We start from the raw sequence: 19,472 nt of genomic DNA, 5'->3' as shown, positions 1-19,472 counted from the left end.
ACATGTCTGCTGCCAATACTGCCTCCGTGACCCAGACCAAAGGGTTCGACCTCAAACGCAGCTTGCTGGAGACCGTGGTCGCCGGCCTGCTGGCCCTGATTGTCTTTGGCCCGATCGTCGGCGTGGTGCTCGACGGTTACAGCTTCAACGCCGAACCCACCCGCGTGGCCTGGCTGGTCGGCGGGGTGATGCTAGGGCGCTTCCTGCTCAGCCTGTACCTGCAGACCGCGGCGGGCCAGCGCATGCTCCAGGGCTTCGACAGCGGCGGTTCGGGCGTGCACGTGCTGGCGCCGGACTACAAGTCCCGCCTGCGCTACATCATCCCGGCGCTTGTGGTGATCGCCATCGTGTTCCCGATCTTCGCCAACAAGTACCTGCTGACGGTGGTTATCCTCGGCCTGATCTACGTGCTGCTGGGCCTGGGCCTGAACATCGTGGTCGGCCTGGCCGGCCTGCTCGACCTCGGCTACGTGGCGTTCTACGCCATCGGCGCCTATGGCCTGGCGCTGGGCTACCAGTACCTGGGCCTGGGCTTCTGGAGCGTGCTGCCGCTGGCGGCCATCGCCGCGGCGCTGGCCGGGTGCATACTCGGCTTCCCGGTGCTAAGGATGCATGGCGACTACCTGGCCATCGTCACCCTCGGCTTCGGTGAGATCATCCGCCTGGTGCTGAACAACTGGCTGTCGTTCACCGGTGGCCCCAACGGTATGCCGGCGCCGTCGCCGACCTTCCTGGGCCTGGAGTTCGGGCGCCGGGCCAAGGACGGCGGGGTGCCGATCCACGAGTTCTTTGGCTTCGAGTACAACGCCAACCTCAAGTTCGTGTTCATCTACGCGGTGCTGTTCCTGGTGGTGCTGGCGGTGCTGTACATCAAGCACCGACTGACTCGCATGCCGGTGGGGCGCGCCTGGGAAGCGCTGCGCGAGGACGAGATCGCCTGCCGTTCGATGGGCCTCAACCACGTGCTGGTCAAGCTGTCGGCGTTCACCCTGGGTGCTTCCACCGCCGGTCTGGCCGGGGTGTTCTTCGCCACCTACCAAGGCTTCGTCAATCCATCGTCGTTCACCTTCTTCGAGTCGGCGCTGATCCTGGCCATCGTCGTGCTCGGCGGCATGGGCTCGACCGTGGGCGTGGTGATCGCGGCCTTTGTGCTGACCGTGGCTCCGGAGTTGCTGCGTAGCTTCTCGGAATACCGGGTGCTGCTGTTCGGCGTGCTGATGGTGCTGATGATGATCTGGCGACCGCGGGGGCTGATCCGCATCAGCCGTACCGGCGTGGTCCCGCGTAAAGGAGTGGCGCCATGAGCGACGATATCATTCTGTCGGTCGACAACCTGATGATGCAGTTCGGTGGGATCAAGGCGCTCAGTGATGTCAGCCTGAAGGTCCGGCGCAACCAGATCTTCGCCCTGATCGGCCCCAACGGCGCTGGCAAGACCACAGTGTTCAACTGCCTGACCGGCTTCTACAAGGCCAGCGGCGGGCGCATCGAGCTGAACCTGCGTGGCAGCACCACCAATGTCATCCAGCTGCTTGGCGAGCGCTTCCAGGCGGCCGACTTCGTATCCCCGGCGCGCTTCGCCAACCGCATGTACTACAAGATGTTCGGCGGCACCCACCTGGTCAACCGCGCAGGTCTTGCCCGCACCTTCCAGAACATTCGCCTGTTCAAGGAAATGTCGGTGGTGGAGAACCTGCTGGTGGCCCAGCACATGTGGGTCAACCGCAACCTGCTGGCTGGCGTGCTCAACACCCCGGGTTACCGCAAGGCCGAGAGCGACGCGCTGGATCATGCCTTCTACTGGCTGGAGGTAGTCGATCTGGTGGATTGCGCCAACCGCCTGGCCGGCGAGCTTTCCTACGGCCAGCAGCGGCGCCTGGAAATCGCCCGGGCCATGTGCACGCGGCCGAAGATCATCTGCCTGGATGAGCCGGCCGCCGGCCTCAACCCTCAGGAAACCGAGGCCCTGAGCCGCATGATCCGCGTGCTGCGCGACGAGCACGACATCACCGTGGTGCTGATCGAGCACGACATGGGCATGGTCATGAGCATCTCCGACCATATCGTCGTGCTCGACCACGGCAACGTGATCGCCGAGGGCGCACCGCAGGACATCCGCAACAACCCGACGGTGATCGCCGCCTACCTGGGTGCCGACGAAGAGGAACTGGTATGAGTGCACCCATTCTCGAGCTGAAGGACCTGGACGTGTTCTACGGGCCGATCCAGGCGTTGAAGAAGGTCTCGATGCACATTGACGAGGGCGAGACGGTGAGCCTGATCGGCGCCAACGGCGCGGGCAAGTCGACGCTGCTGATGTCGATCTTCGGCCAGCCACGGGCGGCGTCCGGGCAGATCGTCTACCGTGGCACTGACATCACCCGCAAGTCGTCGCACTACATTGCCTCCAACGGTATTGCCCAGTCCCCGGAAGGGCGCCGGGTGTTCCCCGACATGACCGTCGAGGAGAACCTGATGATGGGTACCATCCCCATTGGCGACAAGCATGCCGATGCCGACATGCAGCGCATGTACGAACTGTTCCCGCGGCTCAAGGAACGGCGCAACCAGCGGGCGATGACCATGTCGGGCGGAGAGCAGCAGATGCTGGCGATTGCCCGGGCGCTGATGAGCCGGCCGAAACTGCTGCTGCTCGACGAGCCGTCGCTGGGGCTGGCGCCGATCGTGGTCAAGCAGATCTTCGCGACCCTGCGCGAACTGGCGCAGACCGGCATGACCATCTTCCTGGTCGAGCAGAACGCCAACCATGCATTGAAGCTGTCGGACCGCGCCTATGTGATGGTCAACGGGCAGATTCGCATGACCGGGACCGGGCAGGAACTGCTGGTCAACGAGGAGGTGCGCAACGCCTACCTGGGCGGGCACTGACTCACATTGTGCAGACATGGCGGGGCAAGCCCGCTCCCACAGGTCGTGGGAGCGGGCTTGCCCCGCCATGCGTTTGATGGATGTGGACAACTTGTCGCATATCTTTCTCGAAGCACTCCACAATCCGCTCGCAAGCGCTTGTTTCCACAGGTACAAAACTTTCCACGGATTATGTGGAACCGCCTGTGGAAAACATGGTGGCACCTCGCTAAAGCCCTCGAATATCAAAGCCTGTATGGCTTTGTTCGTTTTTTGATCAGATGCGTTTTATACAGGCTTCAGCCGTGTTTTTTCGAACAGCTACGCTGGTCGCACAGCATTCGGCGGTCTGTGGATAACTCTGTGTAAAAACTTTGGACAGACTGCCGCAGGCGGCATGATTGAAAGCGTTGCGCCATCATGCGCAGATGTCCACAGCCGCATCGGGTTCCCCTGGCCCGACAAGTTGCCCCCAATGCGTGGGGAAAGCCCTGTGGATAAGGTGCGCATAGCCTTGCCAAGGCTATCTATTCCGGGGGTTTGGACGGTTTGCTCGTTTTTTGACCAGTCGCTGAAATGGTTGTCGCCGCGCCCTGCGCCGGGCATGCTGCGTGGCCTGCCATTGGCAATCCACAGCTAAGGAGAAGAGCATGACGTCCACCGTATTCATCACTGGCGCGACTTCCGGTTTCGGTGAGGCCACCGCCCGCCGTTTCGCCGATGCCGGCTGGAAGCTGGTGCTCACCGGTCGACGCAAGGAGCGTCTGGACGCGCTGTGCCAGGAATTGTCGGCCAAGACCGAAGTGCACGGCCTGGTGGTCGATGTGCGTGACCGCCAGGCGATGGAAGCCGCCATCGCCAGCCTGCCGCCGAGCTTCGACAAGCTCCAGGGCCTGGTCAACAACGCTGGTCTCGCGCTGGGTGTCGATGCCGCGCAGAACTGCAGCCTGGACGACTGGGAAACCATGGTCGACACCAACATCAAGGGCTTGATGTACACCACCCGCTTGTTGCTGCCACGGCTGATCGCCCATGGGCGCGGCGCGTCGATCCTCAACGTCGGTTCCGTGGCGGGCAACTACCCGTACCCGGGCGCCAACGTATATGGCGGCACCAAGGCCTTCGTCGGCCAATTCTCCCTGAGCCTGCGCTGCGACCTGCGCGGTACCGGGGTACGGGTGAGCAATATCGAGCCAGGGTTGTGCGAGAGCGAGTTTTCGCTGGTGCGCTTCGGTGGTGACCAGGCCAAGTATGACGCCACCTATGCCGGCGCCGAGCCGATCCAGCCGCAGGACATCGCCGAGACCATTTTCTGGATCCTCAACCAGCCGGCGCACATCAACATCAACAGCCTCGAGCTGATGCCGGTCAGTCAGGATTGGGCAGGGTTCTCGATCGACCGCTCGGTCAAGGGCTGAATTCTGTGATGGGGCCCGCTTTGCGGGCCGTTCGCCGGTAACGCCGGCTCCTACAGGCAGGGCGCCGATCCTGAAGCTGGCGCCGCCCCTGTGGGAGCGGGTTTACCCGCGAATGCGTCAGGCCTGGCGTTGCAAGCCTTCGAGGCAGGTCGCCAGGTGATACGGCGTAGTCGAAGGCATGTCGTGCCGGCTAACAGCGCCTTCGCCATCCCGGCACTCATGCCAGCCACCGGCATGCAGGAAGCGCGACTCCAGCGCCTGTAGCTGGGCCTGCAGCTTCGCTTCGTTGGCAGGGCGCAAGGCCAAAGCCCGCAAGTATTCGGCCTGCGCCCAGATCCGTTGGGTCGCATCGAGCACCTTGCCATCCACATCCAGCATCGCCAGCACCGCCGAATCCTTCACGCCACTCTGCTCGGCATAGGCGAAAGCGCGGTCGATGGAGGCATGCAGCGGCGTGCCACGCAGCAGTGGCGAGGTATCCAGCAGGTAGAACCATTCGAACTGGTGACCCGGCTCGAACCAGTTATCCACAGCCCCGCGCGGTTTTTCCAGCATCAGGCCGTGTTGCGGCTCGATGAACTGCGCCTGCAAGCCGTCGCACAGCTGCAACAGCGAGTGACGCACCTCTTCATCCTCACGTACCGCCAGCACCTGCAGGAAGGCCTCGGCCAGGTGCATCTGCGGGTTCTGCAGCGGGCCGCTGCCCAGGTCCGACCAGTCCTCGTCGAGGCTGGCCTCGTACAGGCCATCATCGCGGGCGAACTGCTCGGCAACGACTTCGAGGGCGCCGTTGAGCGTGGCCTCGACCAGGCCTTCGCCAACCTTGCCCCAGTAGTGGGCACAGGCGAAGACGATGAAGGCATGGGTATAGAGGTCTTTGCGCCGGTCGAGGGGCTTGCCCTGGGCGTCGATGCTGTAGAACCAGCCGCCGTGCTCGGCGTCGTGGAAGTGCTTCTGCAGCGAGCGGAACAGCGCCGCGGCGCGCTCGGCGGCGCCCGGCTGTTCGATGCGGCTGCTGAACAGGTACAGCTGGCGGGCGCAGGCCATGGCTCGGTAGCGTTGCACCGGCAGCGGCCGGTGCTCGGCGTCGAGGGCCTCGTAGGGCAGTGCCATGTCGGCGTTCCAGCCTGGGCCTTGCCACAGCGGCACGATGCGCTCGGCGAAATGCTGGCGGAAACGGGTCAATGCAGGGCAGGGGTCGGACATGGTGACGCTCATGACGGTCGGGCAGGGCGCCATGGTAGCAGAAGTGTGGTTGTGGGTTGTTCGTGGCGGCCCTTTCGCGGGTAAACCCGCTCCCACAGGAGCACCTCCATAACCTGTGGGAGCGGGTTTACCCGCGAAGAGGCCGGTGTGGTTAGCCGGGGCTGCCCAGGCCCTGCCAATGCCGCGCGCCGACAAAGATGAAGCGCAGCTGCTGAGTGATCTTTTCCTGCGCGGTCAGGGCCAGGGGATGGCCTGGCTCGGGGCTGTCGATCAGCTCCGGCAGGGTGGCGAACACGGTCTTGACCACCAGGTCGGCCATCACCGCCAGCGCGGCGCCGTCCAGGTGCTGCCAGCGCGGCATGCGCGCCAGGTCCGTGGCCAGGTCGCTGCTGATGTCCTGGCGCAGGCGGGCGATGGCCTGGCGTACCGCTTGCGAGCCACCGTACTGTTCGCGGGCGAGGAACAGGAACTGCGCGCGGTGGGCGACGACCACATCGAGGAAGATGCGTACCGAGGCGTCGGTGATGCCACCCAGTTCGAATTCGTTGTGCCGTACCAGGCGGATCGTCTGGCGGAACGTGGTGTCGACCTCGGCCACCAGGGCCAGGCCCAGGGCGTCCATGTCGGGGAAGTGGCGATAGAAGCCGGTGGGGACGATGCCAGCCGCCTTGGCCACCTCACGCAGGCTGATGCTGCCAAAGCCCCGGCCGCTCTCCATGAGCTGGCAGGCGGCATCCAGCAAGGCCTGGCGGGTTTGTAGCTTCTGTTCGGCGCGCGGCAGCATGGGGCAGGCATTCTTTGATGGGACGGCCTGCGATTGTGGATAAAAAAACAAAGCCCGGTCAATGGACCGGGCTGGGAGGGGCGCAGGCGCGACACGGCGGGTTGTTGTGCTCGGCCATGGTGATCAGCTCACGCGGCTGAGTTCGACCAGGCGGTCCGAGCCTCCTTCGGCGACACGGTTGTTGCGTTCGATCAGGCGATCCGAACCGCCTTCGGCGACGCGGTTGGTGCGTTCCTGCAGGCGTTCGGAACCGCCTTCGGCGACACGGTTGTTGCGTTCGATCAGGCGATCCGAACCGCCTTCGGCGACGCGGTTGGTGCGCTCGATCAGGCGATCCGAGCCGCCCTCGGCGACGCGGTTGTTACGCTCGATCAGGCGGTCCGAGCCACCTTCGGCAACACGGCCGGCGCGTTCTTGCAGGCGTTCTGCGCCACCTTCGGCCAGGGTGTTCAGCGGTTGGCTGACGGTGGCAGCGCTGGAGCGCGATTCGGCGGTCAGGTGCTGGTCGGCGGCCGGCAGGGCGAAGGCGTTGGCGGCAAGGACAGACAGGGTCAGGCTCAGCAGCAGTTGGCGTTTCATGATTCGGTGCTCCTCTCGGGGGCTGGAAAAGTGGGTACGAAGCCAATGCTACGCTCGGTAACTTAAGAGAGAAGTTCATCAGGATAATGGTAACAATCGACGCAATTGATACTGTGTCGTAGCCGCTCTACCTCAGTGTTTACGGGGGCTTGTCCAGAAAAGTGGCACGCCAACACCCCGGTAACACTGGCGATGTTCACCGACCAAAAGCTGAGAAAACCGCCAGGAAAAACCTGGTTATCATGCCCAGCGGATTAAACCCGGCGCGGTTTCATCAGTCCGAGTTAGTAAGTGCCACCTCAGTAATGCCTATGTGCCATGTAGTCAGGAGAATCACGCAATGACGCGCCCTGCCAGAATCCTTATCTGGACCTTCGCCACCCTCGCCACCCTGCTGGCGATCCTGGTGGTGGTGATCGCCACCTTCGACTGGAACCGCGTCAAGCCGCTGCTCAACGAGAAAGTTTCTGAAGCCCTGCACCGGCCGTTCGCGATCAATGGCAACCTCACCGTGCATTGGCGCACCGAACCCGAGGAGGGCGGTTGGCGTGCCTTCGTGCCGTGGCCGCACTTCACCGCCGAAGACCTCACCCTGGGCAACCCCGATTGGCTCAAGGAGCCGCGCATGGTCGCCCTGGAGCGCGTGGACTTTCGCCTGGCACCGTTGCCGCTGATCGTCCAGCGCATCAGCATCCCGCGAATCGACCTGGTCAAGCCCAGCGCCAGCCTTACCCGACTGGCCGATGGCCGGGCCAACTGGGTGTTCGATCTCGGGCCCAAGGATGAGAGCGAAGAGCCGTCGAAGTGGCTGCTGGACATCGGCGCCATCGGCTTCGACCAGGGCAATGTCAGCTTCGACGACCAGACCCTGAAGACCAGCATGAAGGTGCAGGTCGATCCACTGGGCAAGCCGATTCCGTTCAGCGACATCGTCGGCAAGGCCCGCGCTGAAAAGGCTGGCAATGCCCAGGACTACGCTTTCGGCTTCAAGGCCCAGGGTCGCTACAAAGGCCTGGCGGTGGCCGGCACCGGCAAGATCGGCGGCCTGCTGGCGCTGCAGGACGCCAGCCAGCCGTTTCCGCTGCAGGCCGAGGTGCGTATCGGCGACACCCAGGTCGCGCTGGCCGGGACCCTGACCGACCCGCGCAACCTCGGCGCCCTCGACCTGCGCCTGAAACTCTCCGGCAGCAGCCTGGGCAACCTCTACCCATTGACCGGCGTGACCCTGCCCGATTCGCCCGCGTATTCCACCGACGGTCATCTGACGGCCAACCTGCACGCTGCCGGAGGCGCGCAGTTCCGTTACGAGGGGTTCAACGGCAAGATCGGCAACAGCGATATTCACGGTGACCTGGCCTTCGTCGCCAGCCAGCCGCGGCCGAAGCTGTCCGGTAACCTGGTATCCAACCAGTTGCTGTTCAAGGACCTGGCACCGCTGATTGGCGCCGACTCCAACAGTGAACAGCAGGCCCGTGGCGGCGCCAGCAAGCAGCCAGCCGGCAAGGTACTGCCGGTGGAAGAATTCCGCACCGAGCGCTGGCGAGCCATGGATGCCGACGTGACCTTCGCCGGCAAGCGCATCGTGCACAGCGAGCAGCTGCCGTTCAACGACCTGTCCGCCCATGTGATCCTCGAGGACGGCCTGCTGCGCCTGGAGCCGCTGCGCTTCGGCGTGGCCGGTGGCAACCTCGACTCCAACATCCGCCTGGACGGGCGCAGCGCGCCGTTGCAGGGTCGCGCCCGCTTGACCGCGCGAGGCTTCAAGCTCAAGCAACTGTTCCCTGGCTTTGCGCCGATGCAGACCAGCTTTGGCGAACTCAATGGCGATGCCGATATCAGTGGCCGGGGCAACTCGGTGGCGGCGCTGCTGGGGACTTCCAGCGGGGATCTGCGCCTGCTGATCAACGATGGCGCGATCAGCCGCAGCCTGATGGAAATCGCCGGGCTCAACGTGGGCAACTACGTGATCGGCAAGCTGTTCGGCGATGAGGACGTGAAGATCAATTGCGCCGCGGCCGATGTCGGGATCAAGGATGGCCTGGCCACTACCCGGTTGTTCGTCTTCGACACCGAGAACGCGATCATCTACATCAATGGCACGGCCAACTTCGCCAGCGAGCAGCTGGATTTGAAGATTACCCCCGAGTCCAAGGGCTTGCGTCTGTTCTCGCTGCGTTCGCCGCTGTATGTGCGTGGCCCGTTCGCCAAGCCGAGCGCCGGCGTGCAGGCGGTGCCGCTGGCGCTGCGTGGCGCGGGGATGGTGGCGCTGGGCGTGGTGGCCGGACCTGCGGCTGGGCTGCTGGCGCTGATCGCGCCGAGCAGTGGCGATGCGCCCAATCAGTGCACGCCGCTGCTGCAGCAGATGCGCGCCGGCAAGGCGCCAGCTGCGGTGAAGGGCAAGAAGTGAAGGGGGCCGCGTTGCGGCCCGTTCGCGGCACAAGGCCGCTCCTACAAAGGTTACGCAATCCCTTGTAGGAGCGGCCTTGTGCCGCGAACGGGCTGCAACGCAGCCCCTTGCACTTACAGCCCCTGCAACAGGTCCGACATATCGTCGGCGTGCTCTTCTTCCTGCGCCAGGATGTCCTCGAAGATGCGCCGGGTGGTCGGATCCTTGTCGCCGATGTACTGGATGATCTCGCGGTAGCTGTCGATGGCGATGCGCTCGGCCACCAGGTCCTCCAGCACCATTTCTTTCAACGAACTGCCCGCCACGTACTGGGCGTGGGAGTTCTTCGTCAGGTTGTCCGGATTGAAGTCCGGCTCGCCGCCCAGCTGCACGATGCGCTCGGCCAGCTTGTCGGCGTGTTCGGCTTCCTGGTTGGCGTGTTCGAGGAACTCCGCGGCAGCGACGCTGGCCTTGATGCCGCTGGCCATGAAGTAGTGACGCTTGTAGCGCAACACGCAGACCAGCTCGGTGGCCAGCGACTCGTTGAGCAGGCGCAGGATCTTCTCGCGATCGGCATGGTAACCCTCGGTCACCGCGCCTTGCTCGACATGCTGGCGGGCACGTTCGCGCAGGGTCTTCACATCGGTCAGTTCAACACTCATGTGCATCTCCGTAAGCATCGGGTGGGGTCAGGCGCCGGGCACGGCGTCGCTATCTTGCTGGCGTTGCTTGCAGGTCTTGAAACCCTTGGCATCGACGTGGCCGGTGGCGTCGAAGCGCACGTAGTAGGGCTGCTGGTGGCCATCGCGGTTGAGGATGTAGTCGTTGCAGGTGCCACCGTGGGGCAGGTCGATGACGTTCGACGGGCTGCCGCCGATGGCGATGACCTTCTGCATGGTCATGCCGTGCTCGACCTGCTTGACCAGCGGCTCGTCGCGGTAGGTGACGTAGTCCACCGGGTTTTCCGGGCGGCTGCCGCAGGCGGCGAGGGTGGCGCTTGCCAGAAGGATGGCCAGGGTTCGCGTGTACATGGTCCCGCTCCTTGCTCAGGGTCTGTTTTGCTTGGAACCGCGCGGCGCGTCGGGAGTTCGATTGCGCGTGTCTTCGAGCGCACGGTAGTGTGGGCCGGACTGTTCACGGATGAGGGCACGGATGATGAGTCGGGAACTGGCCACGCGTTATCCACTGGTACTGGTGCCGGGCATGCTCGGCTTTGTCCGGGCGCTGGTTTATCCATACTGGTTCGGCATCGTGCCGGCATTGCGCCGGGGCGGCGCGCAGGTGTTCCCGGTGCAGGTATCGCCACTGCATTCCAGTGAAGTGCGGGGCGAGCAGTTGCTGGGCATCATCGAGGACATCTGCCAGCGCACAGGGGCCGACAAGGTCAACCTGATCGGCCACAGCCAGGGCGCGCTCAGTGCCCGTTATGCGGCGGCGAAGCGGCCTGACCGGGTGGCGTCGGTGACGTCGGTGGCCGGTCCCAACCATGGTTCCGAGCTGGCCGATCATCTTGAGCGCACGGCGCCAGGCGACTCAGCCCGGGGGCGTATCCTCAAGGTGGCGCTGCATGGTTTCGCGGTATTGCTGGGTTGGCTGGAAACCGGCTGGCGCCGCGATCCGCTGCCGATCGACGTGCATGCTTCGCACCAGTCGCTGACCAGTGCCGGGGTGGCGCTGTTCAACCAGGCTTATCCACAGGGGCTGCCGCAGGTTTGGGGTGGCGAGGGGCCGCCCGAGGTGAACGGCGTGCGCTATTACTCGTGGTCCGGAACCCTGCAGCCTGGGCGTACCGACCAGGGCCTGAACCGCTTTGATGGCAGCAACCGTTTTTGCCGGCTGTTCGCCCGCAGCTTCGTCAGGGAGAAGGGGCAATGCGACGGCATGGTCGGGCGCTTCAGCTCGCACCTGGGGCAGGTGATTGGCGACGACTATCCGCTCGATCACCTGGATATCGTCAACCAATCGTTGGGCGCGGTGGGCAAGGGGGCCGAGCCGGTGCGGTTGTTCACTGAACATGCCGCCCGGCTCAAGGCTGCGGGGTTGTGACGAACCTGGGGCTACTTCGCAGCCCTTTCGCGACACAAGGCCGCTCCTACAGATGAACGCAATCCCCCTGAGCGGCCTTGCGTCGCGAAAGGAGCGCGCAGCGCTCCCTGCGTTCTAACGACGTACCGGAGTGGTCCAGCGCTCAGCCAGCAGCACGCCGACCAACGTCAGCACACCGCCAACCAGGTGATAACTGGCCAACTGCTCATCCAGCACCACCGCCGCGATCACCGCCGTGACCACTGGCAGCAAGTTGAAGAACAACGTCGTGCGGCTTGGCCCCAGGCGGTGCACGGCCTGCATCCACACCCGCGGCGCAACCATCGAGGCCAGCAGGCCGGCATACAGCACCAGGCCGATGTTGTGGCCGGTCAGCCCAGTCTTCGGCGACAGCAGGAACAGCGGCAGCAGTACCAGGATCGCCACCAGCACCTGCAGGTACAGCAACTGCAGCGGTGGCAGGCGCAGTTGCCATTTCTTCAGCAGGAAGCTGTACAGCGCGTAGGCCAAGGTAGCCACCAGCATCATCAGGTCGCCGGCGTTCAGCCCCTGGTGCAGCAGCACACCGGGTTGACCGGCCGAGACCACCTCTAGCACGCCGAAGAACGACACCAGCGCGCCCAGCAGCGCGCCATAGGTCAGGCGCTGGCCGAGCCAGGCGATGGACAGGGCCAGCGACATCAGTGGCATCAGCGAGAGGATGATGCCCATGTTGGTGGCGCTGGTGATGGCGGCGGCGAAGTACGCCAGGCTCTGGTAGATGGCCATGCCCAGCACGCCGAGCACGAAGATCTTGCCCAGGTGCGGGCGGATGGCTGCGCGGTTGCGCCAGACCTGGGGCAGCAGGAAAGGAGTGAACAGCAGGCCGGCCAGCAGCCAGCGATAAAAGCCGATCTCGGCGGGGAAGATGGCCCCGGCGGACATCTTGGTGACCACGGTGTTGCCGGCCCAGATGAGGATGGCGAGGAAGGGGAGGAGGTAGTTCATGCAACGGGTACTCACAGTGACAGAATGGGGCCGCTGTGCGGCCCTTCGCGGGTAAACCCGCTCCCATAGGGACAGTGCGAATCCTGTGGGAGCGGGTTTACCCGCGAAGGGCTGCGCAGCAGCCCTGATGGCTCGGTATTATCGGTTGTCCGTATGAAACTCTATACTTCTATCCAGACAACTAGCCCCGCGAAGCAGACAGCATGGCCCGCAAGTACCTCGACATCCCTCAATTCGACCAGCTCCCCGCGCCGGTGTACTTCCGCTACGACGAGTTCGGCGCCGACACCCACAGCCCGCCGCACCGCCATCCTTGGGGCCAGCTCAACTATGCCTCCCATGGCCTGATGCACCTGGACGTCGAGGGCCAGCGCTTCATCTCGCCGCCGCACTACGCCGTCTGGGTACCGCCGGACACCGAGCACGGCTGCTACAACCCCCAGGCCATCATCTACCGCTCGGTCTACCTGGAACGCAGCCTGTGCGCCGAAATGCCGACGCAGCCCTGCAGCCTGGTGATCAGCGACATCCTCAAGGCGATCCTCGGCGACTTTGCCCGCCGCGACCTGCACATCGCCCAGGACGAGCGTGACCGGCGCCTGGTCCAGGTACTGATCGACCAGTTGCACCTGGCCCCGACCCAGACCTGCTACCTGCCCTATGCTCGTAGCGACGGCCTGCGCCGAGTACTCGAGGCGCTGCATGCCGAGCCTGGCGACAACCGTGCTCTGGCCGAGTGGGCGGCCCAGGTGCATGTCAGCGAGCGCACCCTGGCCCGGTACTTTCTGCAAGAGCTGGGGATCAGTTTCGGCGAATGGCGCCTGCGCCTGCGCTTCCTGCGGGCCATCGAGGCACTGGAGGCGGGGCTGCCTATCCAGGCCATCGCCTTCGACCTCGGCTATAGCAGCGCCTCGGCTTTCATTGCCATGTTCCAACGCCAGGCCCATTGCACCCCGGAGCAGTACCGGCGCCGCGCCCGCACGGAGATGTAAGAATTCTTGTCTACACTCAGCTCGACGACCGCGCATCGGGCGCGGGAACAAGGAGACCACTCCATGAAGCTGCTGCACGTACCCCTGCTGGTGTTGGGCATGTTGATCGCCGGGCAAGGATTCGCCGCCACCGCGCAACAGGAAAAGATGAAGACCTGCAACGCCGACGCCACCACCAAGGCGCTCAAGGGTGACGAACGCAAGGCGTTCATGAGCACCTGCCTGAAAAAGGCCGAGCCGGCCAAGCCCGCCACCCAGCAGGAGAAGATGAAGACCTGCAACGCCGACGCCACCACCAAGGCGCTCAAGGGCGATGAACGCAAGACCTTCATGAGTGACTGCCTGAAGAAGAAATGACCTGCGCCTATGCCTCTGCCGTTAAGGCTGGCAGACTGCGGGACTTTCCGCTGTCTGCCGTTGAGGCTGTATGACTTTCACTCCCCGCCAGGTCACCCTGGCCAGCTGGATCATCGTCATGGCGGGCCTGTTGCTGGCGCTGCCGCTAAAGCTGCTGCCGAGCCTGCTGGCCGGCCTGCTGGTCTACGAGCTGGTCAACATGCTTACCCCGCGCCTGCAACCGCTGATCGCCGGGCAGCGCGCACGCTGGCTGGCGGTGGCGCTGCTCGGGACCCTGGTGGTGAGCACGCTGACGTTGCTGATCGCCGGTGCCTTCAGTTTCCTGCTGCACGAGGCCGAGAACCCCGGCGCCTCGCTGGACAAGTTCATGGGCCTGGTCGAGCGCGCGCGAGGCCAGTTGCCGCCGTTCATCGAAGCCTACCTGCCGGCCAGCGCCGCCGAGTTCAAGGTGGCCATCGGTGACTGGATCAAGAGCCACCTGAGCGACCTGCAGCTGGTGGGCAAGGGTATGGCGCACATGTTCGTGACCCTGCTGATCGGCATGATCCTTGGCGCCATCGTCGCCCTGCAGCGCATCCCCGACATCTCCCGACGCAAGCCCCTGGCGGCGGCGCTGTTCGAGCGCCTGAGCCTGCTGGTGCAGGCGTTTCGCAACATCGTCTTCGCGCAGATCAAGATCTCGCTGCTCAACACCGTGTTCACCGGGATCTTCCTGGCTGTGGTGCTGCCGCTGTTCGGCGTGCACCTGCCGCTGACCAAGACGCTGATCGTGCTGACCTTCCTGCTCGGGCTGCTGCCGGTGATCGGCAACCTGATGTCCAACACCCTGATCACCATCGTCGGGATGTCGCTGTCGATCTGGGTGGCGGCGGCGGCGCTGGGGTATTTGATCGTGATCCACAAGGTCGAGTACTTCCTCAACGCGAGGATCGTCGGCGGGCAGATCAGTGCCAAGGCCTGGGAGCTATTGCTGGCGATGCTGGTGTTCGAGGCGGCGTTCGGGCTGCCGGGGGTGGTGGCGGGACCGATTTATTACGCCTATCTGAAGAGTGAGCTGAAGCGGGCGGAGTTGGTTTGAGGCAGCGGCAAGCTGCAAGCTGCAAGCTGCAAGCTGCAAGCTACAAGCTACAAGCTACAAGCTACAAGCGTTCCTTAACCAGCTTGGAGCTTGGAGCTTGCAGCTTGTAGCTCACCCGTAACGCTTGCGCGCCTCGATCGCCAGGCCGCTGCCGATGCTGCCGAAGATATTGCCTTCCACATGCCGCGCATTGGGCAGCATCGCCGCCACGCTGTTGCGCAGCGCCGGAATCCCGCTGGAACCACCGGTGAAGAACACCGTGTCCACCTGCCCCTCGCTCACGCCGGCCTTGGCCAGCAACTCGGTCACGCTGCCGCGCACTCGCTCCAGCAAACCATCGATGGCGTCTTCGAACAGCGCCCGGGTCAGCTCCGCCGACAGTTCAGGCTCGATGCGGCCAAAGTCGATCCGGCGGCTGTCGCGCTCGGTCAGCTCGATCTTGCTCGCTTCCACTTCCATCGCCAGCCAGTGCCCGGCGCGCTGCTCGATCAGGTTGAACAGGCGGTCGATACCCAGCGTGTCCTCGATGTCGTAGCGCATGCTGCCCAGGGCCAACTGCGACTTCTGCGAGTAAAGGGCGTTGATGGTGTGCCAGGTGGCCAGGTTGAGGTGGTAGCTGGTGGGCATCAGCGCGCCGCTCTTCATCCGGCTGCCGTAGCCGAACAGCGGCATCACGCCCTGCAGGCTCAGTTGCTTGTCGAAGTCGGTACCGCCGATGTGCACGCCGCCGGTGGCGAGAATATCGCTTTGGCGCTCGGCCACCAGGTGGCGCTCGGGCGACAGACGGATCAGCGTAAAGTCCGAGGTACCACCGCCGATATCGACAATCAGAACCAGCTCTTCACGGCTGATGCCCGACTCGTAGTCGAACGCCGCGGCGATCGGTTCGTACTGGAACGACACGTCCTTGAAACCGATCTTGCGTGCTACATCGGCCAGGGTGTCCTCGGCCTCCTGGTCGGCGGCGGGGTCTTCGTCGACGAAGAACACCGGACGGCCCAGCACCACCTGGTCGAACTCACGGCCGGCAGCGGCTTCGGCGCGCTTTTTCAGCTCACCGATGAACATGCCCAGCAGGTCCTTGAACGGCAGGGCGCTGCCCAGCACGCTGGTGTCGTGCTTGATCAGCTTGGAGCCCAGCAGGCTCTTGAGCGAACGCATCAGGCGGCCTTCGTAGCCTTCCAGGTATTCGTGCAGGGCCAGGCGGCCATACACCGGGCGACGTTCCTCGATGTTGAAGAAGACCACCGAGGGCAGGGTGATCTTGCCGTCTTCCAGGGCGATCAGCGATTCGACGCCCGGGCGGTGCCAGCCGACCGTGGAGTTGGAGGTGCCGAAGTCGATGCCGAGGGCGCGGGCCGGGGATACGTCAGACATGGGGGAGAGCTTCCGGAGGCAAAACGGCCGCGCAGTTTATGCCAGTCTGCGGCTAAATCAAGACCGGTCGTCTGCGATGGCGCAACACCAAGTGCGCCTTGAAAGTCTATGCTTGACCCCAATCTTCAGTGGCAATACGTGTATTCGAACGGGTGACCCCTAGATGGACTTCAAAGACTACTACAAGATACTCGGCGTCGAACCGAGCGCGGACGAGAAGGCGATCAAGGCCGCGTACCGCAAGCTCGCGCGCAAGTATCACCCCGACGTCAGCAAGGAGCGTGACGCCGAGGACAAATTCAAGGAGGCCAACGAGGCCTACGAAGTGCTGGGCGACAAGGACAAGCGCGCCGAGTACGACGAGATCCGCAAGTATGGCGGCCAGCATGGCCGGCCGTTCCAGGCACCGCCCGGCTGGGAGTCGCGCGGCGGCGCTGGCGGCGGCTTCGAGGGTGGCGACTTCTCTGACTTCTTCAGCTCGATCTTCGGCGCCCGGGGTGGCAACCCCTTCGGTGGCGGCGGTGGCCGGCAACAACGCAGTGCCGGCAGGCGGGGGCAGGACGTGGAGCTTGAACTGGCGGTATTCCTCGAAGAGACCCTGAACAAGGAATCCAAGCAGATCAGCTTCCAGGTGCCGCAGACCAACGGTGCCGGGCAGCGCACCGGCTTCACCACCAAGACGCTGAACGTGAAGATCCCCGCTGGGGTGACCGACGGCGAGCGCATCCGCCTCAAGGGCCAGGGCGCACCCGGTGTGGGCGGTGGCGCCAATGGCGACCTGTTCCTGACCATCCGCATGGCACCGCACCCGCTGTTCGATGTCGAAGGTCATGACCTGATCATCACCGTGCCCCTGGCACCGTGGGAAGCGGCGCTCGGCGCCAAGGTGGCCGTGCCGACCCTGACCGGCAAGATCAACCTGACCATCCGCCCCGACAGCCAGAGCGGCCAGCGCCTGCGGGTCAAGGGCATGGGCTTGCTGAACAAGCAGGGCGAGCGCGGCGACCTGTACGCCCAGCTCAAGGTAGTGATGCCTGCCCAATCCGACGAAGCAGCTCGCGCATTGTGGACCCAGCTCTCCGAGAAAGCCGCGTTCAACCCGAGGACTCAATGGAGTAAGTGATCATGAGCAGCACCCTGATCGTTCAACTGGACATGCGTACCTTGTGCCAGGAAGCCGATGTATCGGCTGACTGGGTGATCGAGATAGTCGAGCACGGCATTGTTGAACCTTCGGGGCGAACGCCGGAGGAGTGGGTGTTCGATGATCGCGCGCCGGTGACCTTGAAGCGCGCGGTGAAGCTGCATCAGGAGCTGGAGCTGGAGTGGGAAGGGGTGGCGCTGGCGCTGGAATTGCTGGAAGAGGTGCAGCAGTTGCGTAGCGAGAACAGTATGTTGAAGCAGCGGTTGGGCAGGTTTACCCAGATGTGACGGGTATTACCTGTGAAATCCCGGGGCTGCTGCGCAGCCCTTTCGCGACACAAGGCCGCTCCTACAAGGGATCGCGGTCGCCTGTAGGAGCGGCCTTGTGTCGCGAAAGGGGCGCAAAGCGCCCCCAGGTTCACGAGACTTTCGCGATCACTTTGAAGTACAGCGCTGTCGCCCGATAAACCCCACCCGGTCCGCAGGCATAATCCGGAATCTCCCCCGCCTTGCTGTACCCCAGCGTCCGATAGAACGCCTCCGCCCCAGACCCAGCCTCGGTATCGAGAAACAACATCCCCCGCCCGATCCGCCGCGCTTCGGCCTCTAGTGCGTTCATCAACTGTTGCCCCAGCCCACGCCGCCTTGCATCACTGTGCACCAGCAACTTCTGCACCTCGCCCCGGTTCAGCCCGTTGGGCTTGAGGCACAACCCCAGTTGCACGCTGCCCAGCACCTCCTGCCCCTGGGCAATGACCCAGAGCAGCTGCTCGCCACCGGCCAGCTTGGCCTTCACCTCGTCGAAGTAGGCCTTGGCCTGCTGTTCGTCGATATCGGCCAGAAACCCCACCGACGCGCCTTGGTGCACAGCATCGAGCAGAAGGGCCACCAGGCCGTCGCGGTAGTACGCCAGGCCTTCGTGGGGCACGCGGTGCAGTTGGGCGGTGTTCATCGGCTTCAGGTCCTTGAAGGGGGAAGGGTGTTGTCATCCAGGTACAGCTGCATGAAGGTCAGGTCCAGCCAGCGCCCGAACTTCACTCCCACCTGCGGCATCTGCCCGGTGATGCTGAAGCCCAGGCGTTCGTGCAGGCGGATCGACGCGGCATTGCCACTCTCGATGGCCGCGACCATCACATGCTTGTCGCAGTGGCGCGCGCGCTCGATCAGCGCGGCCATCAATACAGGACCCAGGCCCTTGCCTCGTTGGTCGCCATGTACATACACCGAGTGCTCGACGGTATGCCGGAAGCCTTCGAACGGCCGCCAGTCGCCAAATGAGGCATAGCCCAGCACGCCGCTGTCGTCCACTGCCACCAAAATAGGGTAGCCCTGCTGCGCGCGGGCCTCGAACCAGGCCAGGCGGTTGCCCAGGTCCACGGGGGTTTCGTTCCAGATCGCCGTGGTGTTGGCCACGGCGTCGTTGTAGATGTCGAGGATGCCCGGCACGTCGTCGATCAGGGCGTCGCGGATCTGGTAACTCATGACAGCGTCTCGCAAGGGAAGTGGTTGCAGATTAAATGGTAACCAGGCCGCGCACACCTTCGGCCTGCATGTTTTCGCCCCGGCCACGCTGGACGATCTCGCCGCGGGCCATGACCAGGTACTGGTCGGCCAACTCCTCGGCGAAGTCGTAGAACTGCTCCACCAGCAGGATGGCCATGTCGCCCCGGTCGGCCAGTTTGCGGATCACCGCGCCAATCTCTTTGATCACTGACGGCTGTATGCCTTCGGTGGGCTCGTCGAGGATCAGCAGGCGCGGGCGGCTGGCCAGGGCGCGGCCGATGGCCAGCTGTTGCTGCTGGCCGCCCGAGAGGTCCCCGCCACGGCGTTGTTTCATCTGCTCCAGCACCGGGAACAGTTCGTAGATGAAGGCCGGCACTTCCCGTGCCTCGCGGGCAGGGAAGCGCGACAGGCCCATCAGCAGGTTTTCCTCGACGGTCAGGCGCGGGAAGATTTCGCGGCCCTGGGGCACGTAGGCGATGCCGGCCTGGACCCGCTGCTGGGGCTTGAACGTGGTGATGGGTTTGCCTTCCCACTCCACGCGACCCTCGCGGGCCGGCAGCAGGCCCATCAGGCAGCGCAGCAGGGTGGTCTTGCCCACGCCGTTGCGGCCCAGCAGGCAGGTGACCTCGCCGACCTTGGCCTCGAAGGACAGGCCGCGCAGGATGTGGCTGCCGCCGTAGTACTGGTGCAGGGTTTCGATTTTCAGCATATGGAGTTCCTGACAGATCTGCTTTGCCTGTGCTGGCCT

21 protein-coding genes are annotated in these 19,472 nt (G+C 64.2%); 11 read left to right on the top strand and 10 right to left on the bottom strand.

The window, feature by feature from the left end:
- Positions 1-2 precede the first annotated feature (2 nt).
- From livM to HU772_RS22165, 4 genes are all read left to right on the top strand, one after another.
- A complete protein-coding gene (livM, locus tag HU772_RS22180) occupies positions 3-1,304 on the top strand; it encodes a high-affinity branched-chain amino acid ABC transporter permease LivM (protein WP_186660762.1) in 1,302 nt (433 codons plus the stop codon).
- On the top strand, positions 1,301-2,176 hold the full coding sequence (locus HU772_RS22175; RefSeq protein WP_186660761.1) for an ABC transporter ATP-binding protein: 876 nt from the start codon (positions 1,301-1,303) through the stop codon (positions 2,174-2,176). The genes livM and HU772_RS22175 overlap by 4 nt, the downstream gene beginning before the upstream one ends.
- Complete coding sequence (locus HU772_RS22170) at positions 2,173-2,889, top strand: ABC transporter ATP-binding protein (RefSeq protein ID WP_186660760.1); 717 nt, start codon at positions 2,173-2,175, stop codon at positions 2,887-2,889. The genes HU772_RS22175 and HU772_RS22170 overlap by 4 nt, the downstream gene beginning before the upstream one ends.
- Positions 2,890-3,518: 629 nt before the next feature.
- Positions 3,519-4,286 carry an SDR family oxidoreductase gene (locus HU772_RS22165; protein WP_094012220.1) on the top strand — a complete coding sequence of 256 codons (768 nt, stop codon included), beginning with the start codon at positions 3,519-3,521 and terminating at the stop codon, positions 4,284-4,286.
- 117 nt (positions 4,287-4,403) lie between these two features.
- On the opposite strand, the gene HU772_RS22160 is transcribed toward HU772_RS22165, so the two are convergent.
- The 3 genes from HU772_RS22160 to HU772_RS22150 all read right to left on the bottom strand — a co-directional run bounded on the left by HU772_RS22160 (position 4,404) and on the right by HU772_RS22150 (position 6,855).
- Positions 4,404-5,492: an AGE family epimerase/isomerase gene (locus HU772_RS22160; protein ID WP_186660759.1), complete on the bottom strand. Its 1,089-nt coding sequence runs from the start codon at positions 5,490-5,492 to the stop codon at positions 4,404-4,406.
- Between the two features lie 151 nt (positions 5,493-5,643).
- On the bottom strand, positions 5,644-6,276 hold the full coding sequence (locus HU772_RS22155; RefSeq protein ID WP_186660758.1) for a TetR family transcriptional regulator: 633 nt from the start codon (positions 6,274-6,276) through the stop codon (positions 5,644-5,646).
- Positions 6,277-6,399: 123 nt separating this feature from the next.
- Positions 6,400-6,855 (bottom strand): phage infection protein, encoded by a 456-nt coding sequence (locus HU772_RS22150; protein ID WP_186660757.1) that lies wholly within the window; start codon positions 6,853-6,855, stop codon positions 6,400-6,402.
- Positions 6,856-7,195: 340 nt separating this feature from the next.
- Here HU772_RS22150 and HU772_RS22145 point away from each other — a divergent pair, with 340 nt between their 5' ends.
- Positions 7,196-9,262, top strand: a complete 2,067-nt coding sequence (locus HU772_RS22145) for an AsmA family protein (RefSeq protein WP_186660755.1) — start codon at positions 7,196-7,198, stop codon at positions 9,260-9,262.
- A gap of 113 nt (positions 9,263-9,375) precedes the next feature.
- Here HU772_RS22145 and HU772_RS22140 read toward each other — a convergent pair whose 3' ends face one another.
- Both HU772_RS22140 and osmE read right to left on the bottom strand, forming a co-directional pair.
- The gene (locus HU772_RS22140; protein ID WP_186660754.1) at positions 9,376-9,903 is read right to left on the bottom strand and encodes a ferritin-like domain-containing protein; all 528 of its coding nucleotides are present in this window, start codon (positions 9,901-9,903) and stop codon (positions 9,376-9,378) included.
- 27 nt (positions 9,904-9,930) lie between these two features.
- Positions 9,931-10,272, bottom strand: coding sequence for an osmotically-inducible lipoprotein OsmE (osmE, locus tag HU772_RS22135; RefSeq protein WP_186660753.1), 342 nt, complete (start codon positions 10,270-10,272; stop codon positions 9,931-9,933).
- A 124-nt stretch (positions 10,273-10,396) separates the two neighbouring features.
- Here osmE and HU772_RS22130 point away from each other — a divergent pair, with 124 nt between their 5' ends.
- Complete coding sequence (locus HU772_RS22130) at positions 10,397-11,287, top strand: lipase family alpha/beta hydrolase (protein ID WP_186660789.1); 891 nt, start codon at positions 10,397-10,399, stop codon at positions 11,285-11,287.
- A gap of 114 nt (positions 11,288-11,401) precedes the next feature.
- Here HU772_RS22130 and HU772_RS22125 read toward each other — a convergent pair whose 3' ends face one another.
- Complete coding sequence (locus HU772_RS22125) at positions 11,402-12,274, bottom strand: DMT family transporter (RefSeq protein WP_186660752.1); 873 nt, start codon at positions 12,272-12,274, stop codon at positions 11,402-11,404.
- Between the two features lie 203 nt (positions 12,275-12,477).
- Between HU772_RS22125 and HU772_RS22120 the strand changes: the two genes are divergently transcribed.
- The 3 genes from HU772_RS22120 to HU772_RS22110 all read left to right on the top strand — a co-directional run bounded on the left by HU772_RS22120 (position 12,478) and on the right by HU772_RS22110 (position 14,701).
- On the top strand, positions 12,478-13,266 hold the full coding sequence (locus HU772_RS22120; RefSeq protein WP_186660751.1) for an AraC family transcriptional regulator: 789 nt from the start codon (positions 12,478-12,480) through the stop codon (positions 13,264-13,266).
- 63 nt (positions 13,267-13,329) lie between these two features.
- A complete protein-coding gene (locus HU772_RS22115; RefSeq protein WP_186660750.1) occupies positions 13,330-13,623 on the top strand; it encodes a PsiF family protein in 294 nt (97 codons plus the stop codon).
- Positions 13,624-13,693: 70 nt separating this feature from the next.
- Positions 13,694-14,701 carry an AI-2E family transporter gene (locus tag HU772_RS22110; RefSeq protein ID WP_186660749.1) on the top strand — a complete coding sequence of 336 codons (1,008 nt, stop codon included), beginning with the start codon at positions 13,694-13,696 and terminating at the stop codon, positions 14,699-14,701.
- Between the two features lie 111 nt (positions 14,702-14,812).
- On the opposite strand, the gene HU772_RS22105 is transcribed toward HU772_RS22110, so the two are convergent.
- Positions 14,813-16,078, bottom strand: coding sequence for an Hsp70 family protein (locus tag HU772_RS22105; protein WP_186660748.1), 1,266 nt, complete (start codon positions 16,076-16,078; stop codon positions 14,813-14,815).
- Between the two features lie 163 nt (positions 16,079-16,241).
- Between HU772_RS22105 and cbpA the strand changes: the two genes are divergently transcribed.
- Together cbpA and HU772_RS22095 are read left to right on the top strand one after the other, a co-directional pair.
- Entirely contained in the window at positions 16,242-17,201 is a 960-nt protein-coding gene (cbpA, locus tag HU772_RS22100) for a curved DNA-binding protein (RefSeq protein ID WP_186660746.1), read from the top strand.
- 2 nt (positions 17,202-17,203) lie between these two features.
- Positions 17,204-17,509 carry a chaperone modulator CbpM gene (locus HU772_RS22095; RefSeq protein ID WP_011535907.1) on the top strand — a complete coding sequence of 102 codons (306 nt, stop codon included), beginning with the start codon at positions 17,204-17,206 and terminating at the stop codon, positions 17,507-17,509.
- 130 nt (positions 17,510-17,639) lie between these two features.
- On the opposite strand, the gene HU772_RS22090 is transcribed toward HU772_RS22095, so the two are convergent.
- The 3 genes from HU772_RS22090 to urtE are packed head-to-tail and all read right to left on the bottom strand — an operon-like array spanning position 17,640 to position 19,433.
- Positions 17,640-18,173 (bottom strand): GNAT family N-acetyltransferase, encoded by a 534-nt coding sequence (locus tag HU772_RS22090; protein ID WP_186660744.1) that lies wholly within the window; start codon positions 18,171-18,173, stop codon positions 17,640-17,642.
- Between the two features lie 5 nt (positions 18,174-18,178).
- The gene (locus HU772_RS22085) at positions 18,179-18,703 is read right to left on the bottom strand and encodes a GNAT family N-acetyltransferase (protein ID WP_186660743.1); all 525 of its coding nucleotides are present in this window, start codon (positions 18,701-18,703) and stop codon (positions 18,179-18,181) included.
- Positions 18,704-18,734: 31 nt separating this feature from the next.
- Entirely contained in the window at positions 18,735-19,433 is a 699-nt protein-coding gene (gene urtE, locus HU772_RS22080; RefSeq protein ID WP_186660742.1) for an urea ABC transporter ATP-binding subunit UrtE, read from the bottom strand.
- Positions 19,434-19,472: the final 39 nt, after the last annotated feature.

This window comes from Pseudomonas xantholysinigenes, assembly GCF_014268885.2.
GTDB classification, from domain to species: domain Bacteria; phylum Pseudomonadota; class Gammaproteobacteria; order Pseudomonadales; family Pseudomonadaceae; genus Aquipseudomonas; species Aquipseudomonas xantholysinigenes.
Note: the sequence above shows the minus strand (reverse complement) of the source record. Positions and strands in the feature narration are given on the sequence as shown.

Bases quoted from the DNA above. Each gene is read 5' to 3' on its own strand.
- HU772_RS22150 (WP_186660757.1), bottom strand. From the start codon at position 6,855: ATGAAACGCCAACTGCTGCTGAGCCTGACCCTGTCTGTCCTTGCCGCC.
- HU772_RS22175 (WP_186660761.1), top strand. From the start codon at position 1,301: ATGAGCGACGATATCATTCTGTCGGTCGACAACCTGATGATGCAGTTC.
- HU772_RS22105 (WP_186660748.1), bottom strand. From the start codon at position 16,078: ATGTCTGACGTATCCCCGGCCCGCGCCCTCGGCATCGACTTCGGCACC.
- HU772_RS22125 (WP_186660752.1), bottom strand. From the start codon at position 12,274: ATGAACTACCTCCTCCCCTTCCTCGCCATCCTCATCTGGGCCGGCAAC.
- HU772_RS22170 (WP_186660760.1), top strand. From the start codon at position 2,173: ATGAGTGCACCCATTCTCGAGCTGAAGGACCTGGACGTGTTCTACGGG.
- HU772_RS22165 (WP_094012220.1), top strand. From the start codon at position 3,519: ATGACGTCCACCGTATTCATCACTGGCGCGACTTCCGGTTTCGGTGAG.
- HU772_RS22090 (WP_186660744.1), bottom strand. From the start codon at position 18,173: ATGAACACCGCCCAACTGCACCGCGTGCCCCACGAAGGCCTGGCGTAC.
- osmE (WP_186660753.1), bottom strand. From the start codon at position 10,272: ATGTACACGCGAACCCTGGCCATCCTTCTGGCAAGCGCCACCCTCGCC.
- HU772_RS22130 (WP_186660789.1), top strand. From the start codon at position 10,397: ATGAGTCGGGAACTGGCCACGCGTTATCCACTGGTACTGGTGCCGGGC.
- HU772_RS22110 (WP_186660749.1), top strand. From the start codon at position 13,694: ATGACTTTCACTCCCCGCCAGGTCACCCTGGCCAGCTGGATCATCGTC.
- HU772_RS22095 (WP_011535907.1), top strand. From the start codon at position 17,204: ATGAGCAGCACCCTGATCGTTCAACTGGACATGCGTACCTTGTGCCAG.
- livM (WP_186660762.1), top strand. From the start codon at position 3: ATGTCTGCTGCCAATACTGCCTCCGTGACCCAGACCAAAGGGTTCGAC.
- cbpA (WP_186660746.1), top strand. From the start codon at position 16,242: ATGGACTTCAAAGACTACTACAAGATACTCGGCGTCGAACCGAGCGCG.
- HU772_RS22160 (WP_186660759.1), bottom strand. From the start codon at position 5,492: ATGTCCGACCCCTGCCCTGCATTGACCCGTTTCCGCCAGCATTTCGCC.
- HU772_RS22140 (WP_186660754.1), bottom strand. From the start codon at position 9,903: ATGAGTGTTGAACTGACCGATGTGAAGACCCTGCGCGAACGTGCCCGC.
- HU772_RS22155 (WP_186660758.1), bottom strand. From the start codon at position 6,276: ATGCTGCCGCGCGCCGAACAGAAGCTACAAACCCGCCAGGCCTTGCTG.
- HU772_RS22145 (WP_186660755.1), top strand. From the start codon at position 7,196: ATGACGCGCCCTGCCAGAATCCTTATCTGGACCTTCGCCACCCTCGCC.
- HU772_RS22120 (WP_186660751.1), top strand. From the start codon at position 12,478: ATGGCCCGCAAGTACCTCGACATCCCTCAATTCGACCAGCTCCCCGCG.
- HU772_RS22085 (WP_186660743.1), bottom strand. From the start codon at position 18,703: ATGAGTTACCAGATCCGCGACGCCCTGATCGACGACGTGCCGGGCATC.
- HU772_RS22115 (WP_186660750.1), top strand. From the start codon at position 13,330: ATGAAGCTGCTGCACGTACCCCTGCTGGTGTTGGGCATGTTGATCGCC.
- urtE (WP_186660742.1), bottom strand. From the start codon at position 19,433: ATGCTGAAAATCGAAACCCTGCACCAGTACTACGGCGGCAGCCACATC.